At 64.8% G+C, this 19,590-nt stretch carries 19 protein-coding genes; 10 read left to right on the top strand and 9 right to left on the bottom strand.

The features are described 5' to 3' along the window. Nucleotides 1-12 precede the first annotated feature (12 nt). The 4 genes from GGQ99_RS22150 to GGQ99_RS22135 all read left to right on the top strand — a co-directional run bounded on the left by GGQ99_RS22150 (nucleotide 13) and on the right by GGQ99_RS22135 (nucleotide 4,930). Nucleotides 13-3,141 carry an efflux RND transporter permease subunit gene (locus GGQ99_RS22150; RefSeq protein WP_183264200.1) on the top strand — a complete coding sequence of 1,043 codons (3,129 nt, stop codon included), beginning with the start codon at nucleotides 13-15 and terminating at the stop codon, nucleotides 3,139-3,141. A 131-nt stretch (nucleotides 3,142-3,272) separates the two neighbouring features. After that, the gene (locus GGQ99_RS22145) at nucleotides 3,273-3,758 is read left to right on the top strand and encodes a MaoC family dehydratase (protein WP_275543118.1); all 486 of its coding nucleotides are present in this window, start codon (nucleotides 3,273-3,275) and stop codon (nucleotides 3,756-3,758) included. Between the two features lie 132 nt (nucleotides 3,759-3,890). After that, nucleotides 3,891-4,535, top strand: coding sequence for a TetR/AcrR family transcriptional regulator (locus GGQ99_RS22140; protein ID WP_108607038.1), 645 nt, complete (start codon nucleotides 3,891-3,893; stop codon nucleotides 4,533-4,535). Nucleotides 4,536-4,678: 143 nt separating this feature from the next. Further along, the gene (locus GGQ99_RS22135; protein WP_183264199.1) at nucleotides 4,679-4,930 is read left to right on the top strand and encodes a DUF680 domain-containing protein; all 252 of its coding nucleotides are present in this window, start codon (nucleotides 4,679-4,681) and stop codon (nucleotides 4,928-4,930) included. Between the two features lie 541 nt (nucleotides 4,931-5,471). Here GGQ99_RS22135 and GGQ99_RS22130 read toward each other — a convergent pair. From GGQ99_RS22130 to GGQ99_RS22105, 6 genes are all read right to left on the bottom strand, one after another. Further along, complete coding sequence (locus tag GGQ99_RS22130; protein WP_183264198.1) at nucleotides 5,472-6,020, bottom strand: sarcosine oxidase subunit gamma; 549 nt, start codon at nucleotides 6,018-6,020, stop codon at nucleotides 5,472-5,474. Then, nucleotides 6,013-9,006: a sarcosine oxidase subunit alpha gene (locus GGQ99_RS22125; RefSeq protein WP_183264197.1), complete on the bottom strand. Its 2,994-nt coding sequence runs from the start codon at nucleotides 9,004-9,006 to the stop codon at nucleotides 6,013-6,015. The genes GGQ99_RS22130 and GGQ99_RS22125 overlap by 8 nt, the downstream gene beginning before the upstream one ends. Beyond that, nucleotides 9,006-9,386, bottom strand: a complete 381-nt coding sequence (locus tag GGQ99_RS22120; RefSeq protein WP_183264196.1) for a sarcosine oxidase subunit delta — start codon at nucleotides 9,384-9,386, stop codon at nucleotides 9,006-9,008. Before GGQ99_RS22120 ends, GGQ99_RS22125 begins: the two co-directional genes overlap by 1 nt. 11 nt (nucleotides 9,387-9,397) lie before the next feature. After that, the gene (locus GGQ99_RS22115) at nucleotides 9,398-9,832 is read right to left on the bottom strand and encodes a hypothetical protein (RefSeq protein WP_183264195.1); all 435 of its coding nucleotides are present in this window, start codon (nucleotides 9,830-9,832) and stop codon (nucleotides 9,398-9,400) included. Nucleotides 9,833-9,912: 80 nt separating this feature from the next. Continuing rightward, nucleotides 9,913-10,269 carry a cupin domain-containing protein gene (locus GGQ99_RS22110; protein WP_183264194.1) on the bottom strand — a complete coding sequence of 119 codons (357 nt, stop codon included), beginning with the start codon at nucleotides 10,267-10,269 and terminating at the stop codon, nucleotides 9,913-9,915. Nucleotides 10,270-10,283: 14 nt separating this feature from the next. After that, on the bottom strand, nucleotides 10,284-11,537 hold the full coding sequence (locus GGQ99_RS22105; RefSeq protein ID WP_108607032.1) for a sarcosine oxidase subunit beta: 1,254 nt from the start codon (nucleotides 11,535-11,537) through the stop codon (nucleotides 10,284-10,286). A gap of 200 nt (nucleotides 11,538-11,737) precedes the next feature. On the opposite strand from GGQ99_RS22105, the gene GGQ99_RS22100 reads away from it, so the two are divergent. Next, nucleotides 11,738-12,496: an SDR family oxidoreductase gene (locus tag GGQ99_RS22100; RefSeq protein ID WP_183264193.1), complete on the top strand. Its 759-nt coding sequence runs from the start codon at nucleotides 11,738-11,740 to the stop codon at nucleotides 12,494-12,496. Between the two features lie 12 nt (nucleotides 12,497-12,508). Here GGQ99_RS22100 and GGQ99_RS22095 read toward each other — a convergent pair whose 3' ends face one another. Together GGQ99_RS22095 and GGQ99_RS22090 are read right to left on the bottom strand one after the other, a co-directional pair. Next, nucleotides 12,509-13,708 (bottom strand): MFS transporter, encoded by a 1,200-nt coding sequence (locus tag GGQ99_RS22095; protein WP_246389708.1) that lies wholly within the window; start codon nucleotides 13,706-13,708, stop codon nucleotides 12,509-12,511. A 190-nt stretch (nucleotides 13,709-13,898) separates the two neighbouring features. Beyond that, nucleotides 13,899-15,086, bottom strand: coding sequence for a glycoside hydrolase family 5 protein (locus GGQ99_RS22090; RefSeq protein ID WP_183264191.1), 1,188 nt, complete (start codon nucleotides 15,084-15,086; stop codon nucleotides 13,899-13,901). A gap of 238 nt (nucleotides 15,087-15,324) precedes the next feature. Here GGQ99_RS22090 and rpsU point away from each other — a divergent pair, with 238 nt between their 5' ends. From rpsU to GGQ99_RS22075, 3 genes are all read left to right on the top strand, one after another. Continuing rightward, a complete protein-coding gene (gene rpsU / locus GGQ99_RS22085; RefSeq protein WP_108607028.1) occupies nucleotides 15,325-15,588 on the top strand; it encodes a 30S ribosomal protein S21 in 264 nt (87 codons plus the stop codon). A 133-nt stretch (nucleotides 15,589-15,721) separates the two neighbouring features. Continuing rightward, nucleotides 15,722-16,570 (top strand): tetratricopeptide repeat protein, encoded by an 849-nt coding sequence (locus GGQ99_RS22080; protein WP_108607027.1) that lies wholly within the window; start codon nucleotides 15,722-15,724, stop codon nucleotides 16,568-16,570. Nucleotides 16,571-16,600: 30 nt separating this feature from the next. Then, nucleotides 16,601-17,194 (top strand): NAD(P)H-dependent oxidoreductase, encoded by a 594-nt coding sequence (locus tag GGQ99_RS22075; RefSeq protein ID WP_183264190.1) that lies wholly within the window; start codon nucleotides 16,601-16,603, stop codon nucleotides 17,192-17,194. A 128-nt stretch (nucleotides 17,195-17,322) separates the two neighbouring features. On the opposite strand, the gene GGQ99_RS22070 is transcribed toward GGQ99_RS22075, so the two are convergent. Then, entirely contained in the window at nucleotides 17,323-17,817 is a 495-nt protein-coding gene (locus tag GGQ99_RS22070) for a DUF2165 family protein (protein WP_183264189.1), read from the bottom strand. 261 nt (nucleotides 17,818-18,078) lie between these two features. On the opposite strand from GGQ99_RS22070, the gene GGQ99_RS22065 reads away from it, so the two are divergent. Together GGQ99_RS22065 and GGQ99_RS22060 are read left to right on the top strand one after the other, a co-directional pair. After that, on the top strand, nucleotides 18,079-18,555 hold the full coding sequence (locus GGQ99_RS22065) for a DUF992 domain-containing protein (protein ID WP_108607024.1): 477 nt from the start codon (nucleotides 18,079-18,081) through the stop codon (nucleotides 18,553-18,555). Nucleotides 18,556-18,709: 154 nt separating this feature from the next. Then, the gene (locus GGQ99_RS22060; RefSeq protein WP_183264188.1) at nucleotides 18,710-19,342 is read left to right on the top strand and encodes a LysE family translocator; all 633 of its coding nucleotides are present in this window, start codon (nucleotides 18,710-18,712) and stop codon (nucleotides 19,340-19,342) included. Nucleotides 19,343-19,590: the final 248 nt, after the last annotated feature.

Here is a 19,590-nt window from a genome sequence, read left to right as displayed (position 1 = left end):
GGAGCGCGGCCGATGAGCACCGTCCACAATGAGAACGCCGAGAAAGGCATCACCGCGCTGTTCGTGCGCCGGCCGGTTTTGGCCTTCGTCATCAACACGCTGATCGTGGTGGCTGGCCTTGCCGCCTTCTACGGCGTCGAAGTGCGCGAACTGCCCGACGTCGACCGCCCGGTCATCACCGTCTCGACCTCCTACTCCGATGCCGCAGCCGAAATCGTCGACCGCGAGGTGACGGCGGTGGTCGAAGGCGCGGTGGCGCGCGTCACCGGCGTCAAGTCGATCTCGTCGAGCTCGTCCTACGGCAACAGCCGCGTCACCGTTGAATTCAACGACGGCGTCGACCTCAACGTCGCCGCCTCCGACATGCGCGACGCTGTCGGGCGGGTGACCAATACGCTGCCCGACGACGCCGACGCACCGCGCATCGTCAAGGCCGACGCAAATGCCGACGCGGTGATGCGGCTGGCGGTGACCTCCGACACCATGCCGGTCGAGGACATGACGATCCTGGTCGAGGACCAGATCGTCGACGCGCTGGCCGCCGTCGACGGCGTTGCCGACGTGCAGACCTATGGCGACCGCGCCAAGGTGTTCCGCGTCGACATCGACCAGGCCAGGGTGGCAAGCCTCGGCCTGACGCTGGCCGACATCTCCAACGCGCTGGCGAGCGTTTCCTTCGACGCACCAGCGGGTTCGCTGACCGTCGGCAACCAGGACATCATCGTGCGCGCAAGCGCTGCGGTGACCACGCCCGAAGCCTTCGAAAGCATCATCATCAACGGCAAGACCAAGCTCGGCGACGTCGCGACGGTGACGCTCGGCGGCGATCCCGGCTCGACCTCGCTGCGCTCCGACGGCAAGACCGGCATCGGCATCGGCATCGTGCGCCAGGCGCAGTCGAGCACGCTCGACATCTCCCAGGGCGTGCGGGCCGCAGCGGAAAAGATCCAGGCCACCCTGCCCGAAGGCATGACCATCCGCGTCACCTCCGACGACGCCACCTTCGTCAAGGGCGCCATCGAAGAAGTCGAGATCGCGCTGATCCTTGCGGTGACCATCGTGCTCCTGGTCATCTACGTCTTCCTGCAGGACTGGCGCGCGACGCTGATCCCCGGCTTCGCCATGCCGGTGGCGATGATCGGCACCATCGCCGGCATCTATCTCGCCGGCTTCTCGGTCAACATCCTGACGCTGCTGGCATTGGTGCTGGCGACCGGCCTTGTCGTAGACGACGCCATCGTGGTGCTCGAAAACATCGTCCGCCGCCGCAACGAGGGCATGGGCCCGCGCGCCGCAGCCGTGCTCGGCACGCAGGAAGTGTTCTTCGCCGTTGTGGCGACGACGGCCACGCTTGCCGCCGTGTTCATCCCGATCTCGTTCCTGCCCGGCCAGACCGGCGGCCTGTTTCGCGAATTCGGCTTCGTGCTGGCGATCGCGGTGCTGCTGTCGTCGGTGGTGGCCCTGTCGCTGTGCCCGATGCTGGCCTCGCGCATGCTGACCGAAAAGAGCATCGAGCACAGCCATGGCGGCGCGCTCGGCAAGCTCGGCACCAAGCTCGCCGCCGTCTACGCGCGCTGCCTGCGCGCCTGCCTCAACGCACCGTGGCTGGTCATCCTGGCTTCGGTGCTGTTTGCAGGTGCCGCCTACCTAGCCTTCGGCAATGTGCGCCAGGAACTGACGCCCACTGAAGACCGCTCGATGGTGATGCTGCGTGTCTCCGCCCCGCAGGGCGTCAGCCTCGACTACACCGCCTCGCAGCTACGCCGCATCGAGGCGCTGATCGAGCCGCTGCGCAAGTCGGGTGAGATCGAGAGCACCTTCGTCAGCGCCGGCATGGGCAATAACAACAACAGCGGCTTCATGGTGCTGTCACTGGCGCCGTGGAGCGAGCGCGAACGCACCCAGCAGCAGATCGCCGCCGACATCCTGGCGCGGACCCGCGATGTGCCGGGCGTGCGCACCACCGTCGGCCAGCCCAACAGCCTGGGCATCCGCGGCGCCGGCAACGGCCTGCAATTTGCTCTTGTCGGCAACAGCTATGCCGATCTCGGCGTCGCCGCCGCCAAGGTGCTGGCCGAGATGGAGAAGGACCCGCGCTTCCGCCAGCCGCGCCTCTCCACCGACGCCAACCAGCCGCAGCTCTTTGTCACCGTCGACCGCGACCGTGCCTCCGACCTGGGCATCGACATCAACGGGCTGTCGCCGGCGCTGCAGGCGATGCTCGACGGCCGCAAGATCGCCAGCGTCTTCATCGAGGACCGCAGCTACGACGTGAAGCTGGTCTCGACCACAAACCCGATCAACGATTCAACCGATCTCGAAAACATCTTCATCCGGGCAAGCGACGGACGCTTCGTACCGGTCTCGACCATCGCCTCGCTCAGCGAACGCGCCGTGGCGCCGTCGCTGTCGCGCGAACAGCAGCAGCGCTCGATCGCCATCACCGCGAGCCTGGCCGACGATTTCGCGCTCGGCGACGCGCTGACGCGTGTCGAGGAAATCGCGGCTCCCGTGCTGCCTGCCGGCAGCCGCCTGCTGCCGCTCGCCGAGGCCGCCACGCTGAACGAGACCAGCGGCAGCATGCTGACGATCTTCGGCTTTGCCATCGTCATCATCCTGCTGGTTCTGGCGGCACAGTTCGAGAGCTTCGTCTCGGCGATCATCATCATGGCGACCGTGCCGCTGGGGCTGGCCTGCGCCGTCTTCGCGCTGATCCTGACCGGCACGTCGCTCAACGCCTACAGCCAGATCGGCCTGGTGCTGCTTGTCGGCGTCATGGCCAAGAACGGCATCCTCGTCGTCGAGTTCGCCAACCAGTTGCGCGACCGCGGCATGGGCGTCCGCCAGGCGATCGAGGATGCGGCGAGCATCCGCCTGCGGCCGGTGTTGATGACGATGATCTGTACCGTGCTCGGCGGCCTGCCGCTGGTGCTGGCGCAGGGCGCCGGAGCCGAGGCCCGTATCGCGCTCGGCTGGGTGATCGTCGGCGGCCTTGGCCTGGCGACCGTCTCGACGCTGTTCCTGACCCCGGTGGCCTACCTGCTGCTCGGCCGCTTCATCACACCGAAGGTCGCTGAGGAAAGCCGCCTCAAGCGCGAGCTCGAGGAAGCCGCCTATACCGGCGTGGAACCTGCGGAATAGTTTTCGGTTACTTGGTTGGCCAATCTGCGACGGATTTGCCGCCGCAAGCGATGACAGCGCCTGTCTGATTCTGTATCAGTCTGGTCGCTGGTGCGCGGTGCATGACTTTTTCTTATGCAGGACGGGATGCGATGAGCCTGAAACCGATCAATCTCGAGCAACTTCAGGCCACCGTGGGCAAGGAGATTGGCGTGTCGCCCTGGCGCACCGTTACCCAGGAGATGATCGACAAGTTCGCCGACGCCACCGACGACCATCAATTCATCCATTGCGACCCCGAGCGGGCAGCCCGCGAAACGCCCTTTGGCGGCACCATCGCGCACGGCTTCCTGACGCTGTCGCTGCTATCGGCGATGACCTTCGAGACCGTTCCGCCCGTCGAAGGCGGCGACATGGGCATCAACCAGGGCTTCGAATCGCTGAAGTTCGCGGCACCCGTGAAAACCGGATCCCGCATCCGCACCCGCTTCGTGCTGGCCGACCTCAAGATCCGTCCGTCGGGCTGGATCCAGGCGACGCACGACGTGACCATCGAGATCGAGGACCAGAAGAAGCCGGCGCTGACCGCGCGCTGGCTGACGCTGACTTTCGTCGAGCCGAAGCGCGAAACCGCCTGACACCGGCATCACTGGCCCTGCAGCCGCATCGTGGCCCTAGTCCTGATGAGCTATGGGCGGTTAACTTGCTGCCCTCGGGAGCGGCGTATAGAGTCCCACGCTTCGAGTACGTGAAGTCAGCAGGGCGTATCCTTGACCAGTTTTGCCGCAAACCGACGTGAGCTCCAGAAGGCCGAACTCAGGGCCGACCTGGTGGCAGCCGCTCACGCGCTGGTGCGGGAAGAAGGCTATGAGGGCCTGACCATCCGCAAACTCGCCACCAGGGTCGGCTATGCGCCGATGTCGGTCTATTCCTACTTTGCCGACAAGCAAGAGATCCTGATGGCGCTTGCCGAGGATGCCTTCATCGACCTGGCGCGCAGGATGCGGCAAAACCGGCCTCGCGATCCACTCGAAGCGGTCCGCGCAGCGCTTGCTGAGTATGCCGAGTTCGGCCTTGGCAATCCGAACGAATACCGGACCGTGTTCATGACCGAGAAGCAGAAACCGCCGATCGACAAAACCTTTGCCGAGATGGAACGTGGAAACCCGGCCTTCCAGGTGATCATGGAACGGGTCGAAGCCTGCATCGCGGCCGGCAAGATGAAGGGCGACGCGCGCGCCATCGCCACCTCCCTGTGGACCGTGGCCCATGGTGCGATCTCGCTGCTGATCACGTTTCCCTTCTATCCGTTCGGCGACCCGAAGGCCTATGTGATGCGGATCGGCGACCTCGCCCTTGCCGGACTGGCAGCAGGCGAGACCGACCCACTCACCGACGAACCCGGCAATTGCTAGCTCCAGCCGGGCAGCATTCAGTGCTTTCAGTGCCTCAACAAAAAATTCCGTACGCGTACGGAATACCTCTTTCAGCACGCGAAGTGCGGTCGTATCTGTAAGGCGTTCCGTACAAGTACGGTAAAACTCTACGGAGATGGACAATGCAACGGACTATACTGGCGCTCGCGGCGGTGCTCGCGACGAGTGGCCTTGCAATGGCAAAAGACACGCACACGACGAAGCCGCACACCCCCGCTGCATGCAGCGAGATGGCCTCGGGCAAGCTCGACTGCAGCGCAACCGGTTCGGTCAAGGACGACCGAGGACCGCTGACGACCAACAGCATCCGGACCAGCGACAAGCCCAGGGTCGGCATCGACATCAACCCTTGGATCGTGCCCAGCTTCAACTGATTTTCTCGAGCAATTTCAATGAAAAAGCCGCCCAAAAGGGCGGCTTTTTGTTTCGGTGCGTGTGCTTTGTCGGGCAGGTACAGGAGTCATTCCGTTCGTTGCTGGAGGGTCGCCCGCTATGCTTGGAACGGTGCCACAGCTCGAACGTCACGGCATGGATCCTAGGGTCTGCGCAACGTCGCTACGCTCCTGCTCCGCTCTAGGATGACGAATTCGATCTTCGATTCCGCCAGTCACGAACGTTTGCAAATGAACTGCAGATCTCCAAGGTCTTCGACTAGCTGTTGCCGCCGCCCTCGCACATTCGTCATCCTAGGGCGGAGCAGGAGCGCAGCGAACTGCGCAGACCCTAGGATCCATGCCGCGGACGAGCCATCACAAAAGCTGTCCAGTATTGCGCCAGTTGCGGACGACCTAGTGCTTCCTTGCCCTTCGCATCGCCATCGAGGAAATGGTCGTCGAGGTCACCGACACCGGATCGCTGGCCCGGAAAACTGTCTTCCAGACCCTCGTCGAGTCTGGGGCACGGCATCTTCCGTTACTAGCCGTCGCGGGCGGCCTCCGACAGGAAGCCGTAGACGTAGTCGGAAAACGAGCGCCAGCACTCGACGCGGAAGGCTTCCTCGCCAGTCCTGAGCAGGACCATCTCGACCTTGCCGAGCACCGTGCGCGAGGCGGCACCTACCGGAAAAACCGCAAGCGACAGGTCCTGCGGGCAGCCGGCATTGATGGTGGCAGCCGCATTGGGGCCGGTCACCGCGATGGCGACGTTGCGATGCGAGACGTCGACCGCCGAGTGCAGGCCCTTGACCGACGCGCAGTCGGCGACGGGATCGCCCCCGGCCTCGTCGATGACCAGCCACTCGTCCGGGCCGAGCCAGAGCGCGGTGCGGCCGCTCTTGTTGGAGGAGGTCTTGGCCTTGTCCGGAAGCGTCATGCCGAGCGCCTTGGAGAGCGCGGCAACCGCGGCCGGGCGGGCGCGCAGCGACATGCGGCTGGCCGGCTCCAGCACCTTGAGCGAAACGCCGTGACCGCCGACGCTGTGGCCGGCAAGGGCGGGGTTGCGGGTGGCGGTTGCGAGCTTAGCCATTGAGGCGGTCTCCCTTCTCGTCGAAGAACACGGTTCCGGTGACTTCCACCTCGATGACGCCGTCGGGCATCGGCACATAGAGCGTTTCGCCGATGCGATCGCGGCCGCCGGCAACGACACCCATGGCGATCGAGCGGTCGCAATTCGCCGACCAGTAGCTCGACGTGACGTGACCGATCATCTTCATCGGGATCGCCTGCTTGGGATTTTCGACGATCTGCGCGCCTTCTTCGAGCACGGTGCGCGGATCCCTGGTCTTGAGGCCGACGAGTTGGCGGCGCCCCTTGGCGACCAGATCGGGGCGCATCAGGCCGCGAATGCCGACGAAATCGGTCTTCTTCTTGCCGACGGCCCAGTCGAGCCCGGCGTCATTGGGCGTGACGGTGCCGTCGGTATCCTGGCCGACGATGATGTAGCCCTTTTCGGCGCGCAGCACGTGCATTGCCTCGGTGCCGTAGGCGCAGGCACCGTGCTTCTGGCCCTCGGCCCACAGCGCTTCCCAGACGGCGCGGCCATAATCGGCCGGCACGTTGACCTCGAAGCCGCGGTCACCGGTGAACGACATGCGGAACAGCCGCGTCGGCACGCCGCAGATCTTGCCCTCGCGCACCGACATGTGCGGCATCGCCGCATCGGACATGTCGATGCCCTCGACCAGCGGCGCGATGATGTCGCGCGAGTTGGGTCCTTGCACGGCGATGACCGCCCACTGTTCGGAAACAGAGGTCAGCCAGACATCGAGATTGGGGAACTCGGTCTGGAGGTAGTCCTCCATGTGGTGCATGACGCGGGCGGCACCGCCCGTCGTCGTGGTGACGTGGAAGCGGTCCTGCGCCAGGCGGCCGACCACGCCGTCGTCATAGATGAAACCGTCCTCGCGCAGCATGATGCCATAGCGGCAGCGGCCGACCTCGAGCTTCTCCCACGGGTTGGTGTAGAGCAGCTCCATGAATTTCGCCGCATCCGGGCCGACGACCTCGATCTTGCCGAGCGTTGAGGCGTCGAACAGGCCGGCGGCTTTTCGCACCGTCACGCATTCGCGGTCGACCGCGGCATGCATGTCCTCGCCGGCGCGCGGGAAATACCAGGCGCGCTTCCACTGGCCGACATCCTCGAACACGGCGCCGTGCGCTTCCGCCCAAGCGTGGGTCGCGGTCTTGCGCGTCGGGTCGAACAGGCCATGGCGGGCGTGGTTGACGATGGCGCCGAAGGTGACCGGCGTATAGGGCGCACGGAAGGTGGTGAGGCCGACCTGCGGGATGTCCTTGTCCAGCGCCTCGGCGGCGATGGCCAGGCCATGCATGTTGGAGGTCTTGCCCTGGTCGGTGGCCATGCCGTTGGTGGTGAAGCGCTTGACGTGCTCGATCGAGCGCATGCCTTCCTTCACCGCCTGGCGGATGTCCTTGGCGGTGACGTCGTTCTGGAAATCGACGAACGCCTTGACCTTGGTGTCGGCACCGGCGCCCGGGCCGGAACCCAGCATGCCGCCGCCCCAACCTTCTGAGGCCTCGACCTTCAGCGCCACGCCCCTGGACGGCCTGGCGCCGGCGTCGCGGGCAGCATTGGCACCAGCCTCGAGCGACTGCGCGACGGTGTCCTCAAGCGAGTCGGAACCGTTGCAGGCACCGACCGAGACGCAATCCTGGGCATAGGTGCCGGGCAGGAAGCGCTTGGTGGCGTCGTCGAAGGCGACCTTGCCGCGCGACTGCGAGAACATGTGCACCGACGGCGTCCAGCCGGCAGACATCAGCAGCGCATCGACAGCGATGGTGCGCTCAGCGCCGCCGGCCTTGGCCTGCACAGTCATCGACTTGATGCGCTGGCTGCCATTGGCGCTGGTGACGGCGCGACCATGATTGACCTCGATGCCCAGCGCGCGCGCCTCGTCGACCAGTGGGCCTGCCGGGTTGTCACGCAGGTCGACGATTGCCGCCACGCCGACACCGGCCTTCTTGAGGTCGATGGCTGCTGCATAGGCGCTGTCATTGGCGGTGTAGACGCCGACAGTCTTGCCGACGACGACACCGTAATGGTTGAGGAAGGTGCGCGCAGCCGACGCCAGCATGACGCCGGGCCGGTCGTTGTTGGCGAACACCATGTGACGCTCGATGGCGCCGGTGGCGATCACCACGCGCCTAGCGCGGACCTGCCACAGCCGCTCGCGCGGCTCGTCGCGGCCGGGGCGCGCGATATGGTCGGTGACGCGTTCGACCAAGCCGACGAAGTTCTGCGCATAATAGCCGAAGGCCGTCGTGCGCGGCAGCACCTGGACATTGTCCATCGCGGCAAGCCTGGCCGCCGTCGCCTGGGCCCAGTTCCAGCCGTCCTGGCCGTCGATGACGGCGCCCTTTTCGAAGCGCAGCGCGCCGCCGAACTCGGCCTGCTCGTCGCAGATGATGACGCGAACGCCGGTTTCGGCCGCGGCCAGCGCCGCGGCAAGACCGGCTGCGCCGCCGCCGAGTACCAACACTTCGCAATGGGCGTAACGGGCCGAATAATGGTCGGGATCTGGCTGATCGGGCGCGACACCGAGGCCGGCCGCCGCGCGGATGTTGGGCTCGTAGAAGTTCTTCCACGCCGCCTTCGGCCACATGAAGGTCTTGTAGTAGAAGCCGGCCGAGAAGAACGGCGACGCCAGATCGTTGACGGCACCGACGTCGAAGGAGAGCGACGGCCAGCGGTTCTGCGAGGCGACGTTGAGCCCGTCATAGAGCTCCTGCACGGTGGCGCGCACGTTGGGCGTCTTGCGCGCGGCGTCGCGGGTCACCGTCACCAGCGCGTTGGGCTCCTCGGCGCCGGCCGACAGGATGCCGCGCGGGCGATGATACTTGAACGAGCGGCCGACTAGATGCACGCCGTTGGCGAGCAGCGCCGAGGCGACGGTGTCGCCGGCGAGGCCGGTCATCGCCTTGCCGTCGAAGGTGAAGCGCGCGGTCTTGGCAGGCGTCAGGCGGCCCTGGCCGGAAATGCGGTAGGAACCGGCCATCATGCCTCTCCCTTGGTGGAGCGTTTTGCCTTGGGCTTCTCGTTGAGCTGATCCGGCGGCCGGTTGGCCCAGGCAGCGGGTCCGCCTTCGCTCGACAGGGTCGAGACATCCGGTTTCGGCTCGCCGGCCTTGTAGGTGAGCAGGAACCGGTCGGTGATGGTGTCGCGCGCGGCGTTGAAGAAGCGCGCACAGCCATGGATGTGGCGCCAGCGCTCGAAGATCACGCCCTTGGGGTTGGAGCGGATGAAGAAGAACTTCTCGAAATCCTCGTCGCTTTCGGCGGCGATGTTGGTGGAGCGCGCGATATGCGCCTCGCCGGCGGCGCGGAATTCGAGCTCGGGGCGCTCTTCCTCGCAATAGGGGCAGTGAATGAGAAGCATCTGGATGATCCCTAGAGTTCGCCGGGGCCGATATTGGAGCCTTGGGGCTGGTCGCAGAGCCTTTGCCCCAATGCCTCGAACGGGGCGACACGCTTGATCAGCGCCTCCACCGTGTCCGCCGGCAGGAACAGGTCGCGGCTCGATATGTTGAGGAAGGTGAGTTCGAACGGATTGGCCGAGACGATGACGTGGCGCCCGGGCGGGGCATCGTGCTCGTCGTCGGGGTCTTCGGGCTGTTCGATGAAGGAGACGACCTTGCGCCCGCCGCTCCAGACGCAGGCGAGAATGCCCGAAGCGACCGAGAACGGCCATTCGTCCTCGTTGCCGGTGCGGCTGATCGCCTGCAGCCGGACCTCGCTGGCGTCGGGCATGTGGAACATGCCCTTTTCGTCGGCGAGAACGAAGGGCGCTGCGACAGCGGCCAATGTGGTAGCGAGCATCGTCATCGGCGCACCATGGCGCAGGCGACCGCTGCGCCTACGGCATGCAGATCGCTGGAATGGCAATGCGTCGGCACCATGCGGGCTCAGATCCGGTTCTTGGTCACGGCAGTCGTCACATCGCCGGTGTTGGGCACGCCGGCGGGCTCGATCAGCAGCAGGTGGGTCTCTTCCTCGGCCAGCGGGCAATGCTCGACGCCCTTGGGCACGACATAGAGCTCGCCAGGTCCGAGAACGACATCGCCTTCCCTCATCTGGATGCGCAACCGGCCGCTCAGCACCATGAAGAAGTCGTCGGTATCAGGGTGCGAATGCCAGTTGAACTCGCCCTGGACCTTGACGACCATGATGTCGTTGCCGTTGAAGCCGGCAACGATCTTGGGCGTCCAGCGCTCGGAGAACAGCGCAAGCTTCTCGGCGAGGTTGACCGGCGTCTCGGACATATCGACCTCGCCCCTCAGTGCGCCACCGCCGCCGCTGCCGCTTCGTCGATGAGGCGGCCGGTGCGGAAGCGCTCGATGGTGAAGGGCGCGTTGATCGGGTGCGGCTCGTCACGCGCAATGGTGTGGGCAAAGACGTTGCCAGAACCCGGCGTCGCCTTGAAGCCACCCGTGCCCCAGCCGCAATTGACGTAGAGCCCCGGCACCGGCGTCTTGGCCAGGATCGGCGAGCGATCCGGCGTGACGTCGACGATACCGCCCCATGAGCGCAGCATCTTCATGCGCGTGAACATCGGGAACATCTCGCAGATGGCGTCGAGCGTGTGGTTGATGATGTGCAGGCCGCCGGTCTGCGAATAGGAGATGTACTGGTCGGTACCGGCACCGATGACCAGTTCGCCCTTGTCGGACTGCGAAATGTAGGCATGCACGGTGTTGGACATGACCACGCAGGGGAAGATCGGCTTGACCGGTTCCGACACCAGCGCCTGCAGCGGATAGCTTTCGAGCGGCATGCGCACGCCGGCCATGTTCATGATCACCGAGGTGTGGCCGGCGGCAACGACGCCGACCTTCTTGGCGCCGATGAAGCCCTTCGACGTCTCGACGCCGGAGACGCGGCCGTCTGGCGTACGGCGCACGCCGGTGACTTCACAATTCTGGATGATGTGGACGCCGCGGTCGGAGGCACCGCGGGCATAGCCCCAGGCGACGGCGTCGTGACGAGCGGTGCCGCCGCGGCGCTGTAGCGAGGCGCCGACAACGGGATAGCGCGCCGAAGCCGAGATGTTGAGCGGCGGGCAGAACTCCCTCGCCTCTTCGGGCGTCAGCCACTCATTGTCGATGCCGTTCAGGCGATTGGCGTGCACGTGGCGCTTCAGCACCTGCACGTCATGGACATTGTGCGCCAGCATCATGACGCCGCGCGCCGAATACATGACGTTGTAGTTGAGGTCCTGAGACAGCCCGTCCCAAAGCTTCAGGGCATGGTCGTAGATGCCGGCCGATTCGTCATAGAGATAGTTGGAGCGGATGATGGTGGTGTTGCGGCCGGTGTTGCCGCCGCCGAGCCAGCCCTTCTCCAGCACCGCGACATTGGTGATGCCGTGTTCCTTGGCGAGATAATAGGCGGTGGCAAGGCCATGGCCGCCGGCGCCGACGATGATGACGTCGTATTCGCTCTTCGGCTCGGGCGAGGACCACTGCTCCTCCCAGCCCTTGTGGCCGCGCATCGCCTCCCGGGCTATGGCAAAAACCGAATATTTCCGCATTTTTCAGGGCCTCGCAGATGCCGCAAGCTTAAGAGCGCGAGGTGTAGCACTAGCGAAATCTCACGACCAGCCTTGCACTGTTTGCGACGGGGCCTGCCGTTTTGCGCCGCATGTATCGGGTGGCTGCAGGACCTGCGAATTGCGACCTGTACAAACGAGGCCGGCAGACGCCGTCCGCAATTCGTACAGGAGCAGCAACGATGTTTGATTTGAACGGAAAAGTCGCGATCGTCACCGGGGCCAGCTCGGGAATTGGCAGGGCGACGGCCAAGCTGTTCGCCGACCAGGGAGCAAAAGTCGTGCTCGCGGCGCGCCGGCAGGCAGAGCTGGGGGCGGTCGCAGGCGAGATCGCCGAGGCCGGCGGCGCAGTGCGGACACTGGCCGGCAACGTCAGGGACGAAGCCTATGCACGCGCGTTGGTAGACCTCGCGGTAGATGCGTTCGGCGGGCTCGACATAGCATTCAACAATGTCGGGCTGGTCGGCGCGATGGGACCGGTCACCGGCCTTGCGCTGGAAGACTGGACGGAGGTGCTGGAAACCAACCTGACCAGCGCCTATCTCGGCGCGAAGCACCAGATTCCGGCGATGCTGAAGCGCGGCGCAGGCTCGCTGATCTTTACCTCGACCTTCGTCGGCCACACCGTCGGCATGCCCGGCATGACCGCCTATGCCGCAAGCAAGGCCGGACTGATCGGTCTGACCCAGGTGCTGGCGGCCGAATACGGGCCGCAAGGCATCCGCGTCAACGCGCTTCTGCCCGGCGGCACCGACACGCCGGCTGCCACCTTCAAGACTGCTGACGAACGCGCATTCGTCGAAGGCCTGCACGCGCTGAAGCGCGTCGCACAACCCGAGGAGATCGCGCGCTCCGCGCTCTATCTCGCTTCGGAAGCGTCGAGCTTCACGACGGGGGCTGCATTGCTCGCCGACGGCGGCGTCTCCATCACCCGCGTCTGAGAAGCCCCCGTGTCAGGCCGCGCCGGCGCGCGCGGCCTTCATGTTGGGCAGGAAGACGGTGAGCAGCCCGAGCAACGGCAGGTAGGAGCAGATCTTGTAGACGAACTCGATGCCGCGAGCGTCGGCAACCACGCCGAGCACCGCCGCCGAGATGCCGCCGACGCCGAAGGCGAAACCGAAGAAGACGCCGGCGATCATGCCGACGCGGCCCGGCACCAGCTCCTGGGCGAAGACGACGATGGCCGAGAAGGCGGATGCCAGGATCAGGCCGATCAGCACCGTCAGCACCTTGGTCCAGAACAGGTCGGCATAAGGCAGCAGGAGCGTGAACGGCAAAACCCCGAGGATCGAGAACCAGATCACCGTCTTGGCGCCGAAACGGTCGCCTATCGGGCCGCCGAGGAAGGTGCCGAGGGCCGCCGAGCCGAGGAACAGGAACAGCAGGTACTGTGATTCCTGCACCGAAACGCCGAAGCGCTCGATGACATAGAAGGTGTAGAAGCTCGAAAGGCTGGCCGTATAGATGTTCTTGGTCGTGACCAGCAGGGCCAGCACGATCAGGGCGACCATCACCGTACGGCGCGGCAGCGGCGGAAACAGCGTCGATGTCGCGTGGCGCGCCGTGGCGACGAGATGGCGGCTGTACCAGGCGCTGACGCGGATCAGCACGACAATGCCGACGATGGCGCCGAGCGCGAACCAGGCGATGCCGGTCTGGCCCTGCGGCACGACGATGAGCGCGGCGAGCAGCGGCCCGATCGCCGAACCGAAATTGCCGCCGACCTGGAACAAGGATTGCGCCAGCCCATAGCGCCCGCCCGAGGCCATGCGCGCGACGCGCGACGATTCAGGATGGAAGATCGCCGAGCCGAAACCGATGAAGGCCGCCCCTACCAGAAGCATGGTGTAGCTGTGGGCGAAGGCCAGCATCAGCAGGCCGACCAGCGTCGAACCCATGCCGACCGGCAGCGAATAGGGCAGCGGCTTCTTGTCGGCATACATGCCGATGAGCGGCTGCAGCATCGACGCGGTAATCTGGAAAGTCAGGGTCAATAGCCCAATCTGCCAGAAGTCGAGCTGGTAGTCGGTCTTCAGCATCGGATAGAGCGCCGACAGCAGCGACTGCATGACGTCGTTGACGAAATGGCTGAAGCTCACCGCAAGCAGGATCGCAAACACGGTTGCATCGGCCCCCGAGGGGCGGCTGGGCATGGCTGTGTCGGTCAACGGCGGTAACTCCCGGGCGGTCTTCTGGTGCGGCAAGGCTGACATAGACCGCCGGGGCGCGGCTTTCATGGTGCACGATGCGGTACTGTGCGGTCCAGTTGCAGGACTGCGCCAACGCAATTGAGCGTGGCAAAGCGTCCCTCGGCGTCATCCCGTATCGGGCGCCTGTAAGCAGCTATTTGCCCGCAGCCAGGCGCCGGGAGATCGGCTCGAACTGCGGCGTCGCCTTGCGCTTGACCGGATCGGGCTCGTTGTTCTCCATCGCTTCCCAGTATTTCCAGTTCACCTTGGCCGAGCCGAGTTCGTAGTCCATGCCGTCCCAGGCATCCTCGCGGAAGCTGTAGAAGGCCCAGTGCAGCTTGTCGGCGTCGAGCGGGGCAAGCACGTCCTCGAGATACTGCGTGCAGAACGGCAGCCGCCGCATGCAGCCGAACTCGCCGGCGACGATCCGGTTGCGGGCGACGCCTCGGCTGTCGGCCCATTCGACGGGCTGGGCGAGATAGGCCTTGACCCGCTCGGCATCCCACTTCTGCGGCTCGCCGTCGCCAAAGGGTACGTTGCCCGGATAGGCGTAGGGCTTGTCGCGCTTCATGTTGGGCGCGCTGGTGGCGGCATAAGGCTCGTACATGTGGAAGGAATAGAGCACGCGCTGGTCGGTGAGCTTGGCCGGCCAATAGGAAAAAGCGTCGGCCGCCGCATACCAGCCGGCGTCGGTCATGACGGGGGTCACCGGATCGACCTCGCGGATCGCCTTGATCACCGTCTCGTAGAAGGCCAGCAGATCGCGGGAACTGCCGGCATTCCCGGTGTACCAGGAGCGCATTTCTGCGATTGATGCGTGTTCTGCGAGCCCGCCCTCCTTTTCCGGCGCCGGCTCGTTGACGATGTTGTAGGCCGCGACCGCCGGATGGTCCTTCAGCTCGGCGGCAAGATCGCGCCAGAAGGTGGCGGCCTCGGTCCACCACGCCTTGTCCGCCCACAGCCGGCCGTCAAACTTCTTGTCGTTGTTCTGGGACCAGCGCATGCCCGGCAACGACAGCGGCGCGATCACCACCTTGAGCCCGGCCTTGTCGGCGCGGTCGAGCACTTCCTTCAGCGTCTTCACGTCGGAGGCGACGAGTCCTTCGTATTTGTCGGCGGTGCCGATCAGGAAGTCGCGCTTCTCCGGCTTCCATTTGTCGTAGGACAGCCGCACCCAGGTCGCGCCATAGCCGCGCAGCGCATCGAAATAGGCCTGGTCAGGCGGCAGCCGGTTGAAGCTGTTGCCGCCATGTTGTGGCTTGTCCCAGAAGCCGATGAGATCGGCAGCATGTGCCTGCGGGACGGCGGCGGCGAGTGCCAGGGCGAGAATCAGGGAGCGCATGGAATGCCTTGCATGTAGGACCGGAAGATGGGAGAGGCTTGGTCGACAAGGATTGCGGCGGAAGTGGGCACGTCCCGGCGCCGTTTTCCCAAGCAGCGCAGGAAATGCGGCCTTTGCGGTGGACAAGCAGGCCTGATTCTGCTATCAGCCGCCCACAATTCGCGGTGGAACCATCGCGGAGGCATCGTGGCTATTGCCACTAGCCTTAGGATATCGAACCCGAAAGACAGGATCACACGTGCAGGTACTCGTCCGCGATAACAATGTTGACCAGGCGCTTCGCGCGCTGAAGAAGAAAATGCAGCGCGAAGGCATCTTCCGTGAAATGAAGATGCGCGGTCACTACGAGAAGCCTTCCGAAAAGCGCGCCCGCGAAAAGGCTGAAGCTGTTCGCCGCGCCCGCAAGCTGGCCCGCAAGCGCGCCCAGCGTGAAGGCCTGCTGCCCAGCACCCCGCGTCCGGCCGCTGCTGCTGGCGCCGCTGGTGCACGTCCGGCACGTTGATCTGCCAATCTTTGGTCCTTTTCGAAGGATAACGACGAGGTGGGGCGACTAAACATCGCCGCCACCTTTTTGTTGTTCGGCCGCCCGCCGGACGCCGCGCCACCTGCCCGGGGCGCAAGCGAGGGATACCGCGATGAATGCAGTCATGAGCAACCGCACCTCCCTCCTGCGCGGCGGCGCCATGACCGCTCTCATGCTCGTCGCGATGGCCGTTGCCGGCTGCCAGTCGGCGGGACCTGCCGGCGAGCTGACCCGCATCGACACCATGCAGGGTTCGAGCGAGAACATCTCCTCGCTCAGCGCCGTCGTCTCCAGCAACCCGAACGACCCCGAAGCCTACAATGTGCGCGGCTCGGCCTATGGCCGCGGCGGCAAGTACCGTGAGGCGCTGCAGGATTTCGACCGGGCGCTGCAGCTCAACCCGAGCTTCTACCAGGCCTATTCCAACCGGGCGCTGATCCATCGCTTCATGGGCAACCAGCCGGCGGCGCTGGCCGACTACAACAAGGCCATCCAGCTCAACGCCTCCTATGACGCAGCCTATATCGGCCGCGGCAATCTCTATCGCAAGGCCGGCCGCACGCAGGACGCCTTCAACGATTTCCAGAAGGCGATCGAGCTCGACACCACCGACCCCCGCGCCTACCACAATCGCGGCCTGATCTATCAGCAGCAGGGCCAGCACGCCTTCGCTATCGAGGATTTCTCGAAGGCGATCTCGCTCGCCCCCGACTCGGCCGAGCCCTACAATGGCCGCGGCCTGTCCTATCTCGCCACCGGCGACGACGAGAACGCCTTCACCGACATCAACATGGCGATCAAGCTCGACGGCAAGATCGCCGAGAGCTGGGCCAACCAGGCGCTGATCTACGAGCGCCGCGGCGACAAGGCCAAGGCTGCCAAGGCATATGCCGAGGCGGTTCGGCTCGACCCGAACTACAAGCCGGCAGTCGACGGGCTGGCGCGCACGCGCGGCGCCTGATACCGAGCAGCACAAAGACAGGCCTTCGCCTTGAACTGCCTCGTTGTCCTGTCGCACCCGCTGCCAGAAAGCCTGAACCGGCACTTCGCCGACATCGCCATCAAGCAACTTGCCGACGCCGGCCACAAGGTGACGCTGCTCGACCTCTATGCCAGCGGCTTCGACCCGCGGCTGAGCGAGGCCGAGCGAGGCTCCTATTATGGCGAGCGCTTCGACGCCGGTGCGCTGATGAGCCATGCCGCCGCCCTGCGCGAGGCGGAGGTGCTGGTGCTGGTCTTCCCGACATGGTGGTTCGGCCTGCCGGCGATGCTGAAGGGCTGGGTCGACCGGGTGTTTTCGCCCGGCATCGCCTTCGACCACGGTGCCGATTTCGGCCCGATCAGGCCGCTGCTCTACAAGCTCCGCCACGTCGTCGCCGTCACCACGCTCGGCAGCCCCTGGTGGGTCGACCGCCTGGTCATGCGCCGGCCTGTCCGCCGCATCCTCAAATGGGGCGTGTTCAAGGCCTGCGCGCCGAAGGCCAGCTTCGCCATGCTGTCGTTCCATGCCGCAGAAAAGCCGCAGCCCGAACGGGTCGGGCGTTTTGCAGAGAGCATCCGGAAGCAACTGCGCAAGTTCAAATAGGCTGTACTGGCGGCTCGGTTCCTTCGCTGCCTTCGGCCAAATGTGCGACCAGGCCCAGCCCCCCAGACCTGGTCGCGGCCGACCGCGTATCAGATGACGCGCGGCGGCTAGTCAGCACACTGGTGCCATCACTCCAGTTCGCCATCCGGCAGCACGATGTAGATCACCACGGCGAGGATCGTCATATAGAACTGGAAGGCTCCTTCCTGGCCGTTCCAGTCTGATGACTGCCACATCGAGAACCATTCGCCGCCAACGACCATGAAGCCGAAGAACCAGACCAGGAAGCCGACACAGGCAGCCGCATGCACCCAGTTTTTCGACTTGTTGAAGCTTGTGGCGGTGCCGTTCCGGGCCCGCAACAGCGCCAACGCGCCAAGCGTAAACAACACGCAGGTCAAGGCTTCGCCAGCAATGATCAGCCAGTAGCCAAGATGCCAAAGTGTTTCCAAGGTAATGGCGCGGTACATCAGCGCGTTGCCAGGAAACGTCGTGTCCATGCTCAGAACATGACGGACGAAATTGTAGTTGGAACCATAGTCGGTGACGTTGTTGAACACGACGAGGAAGGCGAACGCAGCCAACGAGAAGCACATCGTTGTCTTCGAAATTCGAGCAAACATTGTTAACCCCCAGGTTTTTTTGTTCTGCCCTCTTTCAGCGAGAGCTATTATCCATCGCAGTGCTATCACGCGATGTGATCACATTTTATGATCATAAGATGAAATCCGTCAAGCGTGATGGAAAAACGCCAGGCTTGCGCCTGGATACATGCGCGCCGCGCTGCCAAGACAAGGGCAGATCTGGTTCCCGCCAACAACGGCAAACGGAACCTTTCGGCGGCCATGCGGTTGATGTTGCTTCATGTCTGAAAGGAACGTCCGATGAAGAAACTCGTCCTTCTTGCCCTCGCCCTTGTGCCGTTTGCGGTGCCCGCGCACGCACAGTTCGGCGCCAAGCTCGGCATGCTGAGCTGCACCGTCAACGGCGGCACCGGCTTCGTCGTCGGCTCGAGCAAGGACATGCAGTGCACGTTCACGCCGGCATTCGGCAGCCGCACGCAGGAGATCTATTCCGGCCGGATCAACAAATACGGTGTCGACATCGGCACCACGACTGGCGGTGCGCTGGAGTGGCTGGTGCTGGCGCCGAGTCGCGACGTCTATGATCCGGGCGGTCTCGCCGGCAACTATCTCGGCGCGACGGCGGAGGCCACCATTGCGGTCGGCCTTGGCGCCAACGTCCTGGTCGGCGGCTCTGCGCGCTCCATCGCCCTGCAGCCGCTCAGCGTGACCAACCAGACCGGCCTGAACGCCGCGCTCGCCATCGGCGCATTGCAGTTGACGGCACCGCTGAAATAGCCGGCACGTAGGTGGCCGCTAGGGTCGGAGCTGTCGCAATGGCTTGCTCCGACCTGCCCCTGTCGCGGCCCAGCCGCAGCCGCTAGAAATTCCCTCGACACGATGTCCGACCTGCGTCCGATGGGCGCCGTCCGGCAAATGCGAAGGGAACCCCATGCCCGAGACTGCAAACCTCATCGCCTTCGCCGCGATCGCGCTCGGCATGGTGCTGACGCCGGGGCCGAACATGATCTACCTGGTGTCACGCTCGCTCAGCCAGGGTCCCACGGCCGGGCTGATCTCGCTCGGTGGCGTGGCGCTCGGCTTCGTCGTCTACATGCTCTGCGCCGCCTTCGGCATCACCGCCCTCGTCCTTGCCGTGCCTTATGCCTATGACGTCATCCGCTTCGCTGGTGCTGCCTACCTGCTGTGGCTCGCCTGGCAGGCCATCCGCCCCGGCGGACGCTCGCCTTTCCATGTCCGGCAATTGCCCAAGGACAGGCCGCGCAAGCTGTTCGCCATGGGCTTCTTCACCAATCTGCTCAATCCCAAGGTCGCGGTGCTCTATCTGTCGCTGCTTCCCCAGTTCATCGATCCCGCCGACGGCAGCGTGCTGACCCAGCTGCTCGTGCTCGGTTCGATCCAGATCGCCATCAGCATCACCGTCAACGCCATCATCGCCATTTCGGCAGGCTGGATCTCGACCTTCCTCGCCGCCAGCCCCGGCTGGCTGGCGATCCAGCGCTGGCTGATGGGAACGGTGCTGGCGGGACTGGCGGTGAAGATGGCGACGGAAGCGCAGCGATAAGAGCTTTCCCCTCCCCCTTGTCTATCCCTCCCACAAAGGGGACGGGTCGTCAGCGTCGCGTCTCAACGGCGGCACTGCAGTGGACTGCCTTAAGCTAGCAATACAAAAAGCCCGGCTTTTGGCCGGGCTTTTCTTTTTGGTCTGCCTTGGAGGGCTGAGCTGGCTCAGTGGTCCATGGCCTTGACGATTTCTTCGGTCATCTTCTTGGCGTCGCCGAGCAGCATCATGGTGCCGTCCTTGTAGAACAG

The organism is Aminobacter niigataensis (assembly GCF_014200015.1).
GTDB classification, from domain to species: domain Bacteria; phylum Pseudomonadota; class Alphaproteobacteria; order Rhizobiales; family Rhizobiaceae; genus Aminobacter; species Aminobacter niigataensis.
The sequence above is the reverse complement of the archived record's forward strand: the minus strand, read 5'-3'. Positions and strand labels throughout refer to the sequence as shown.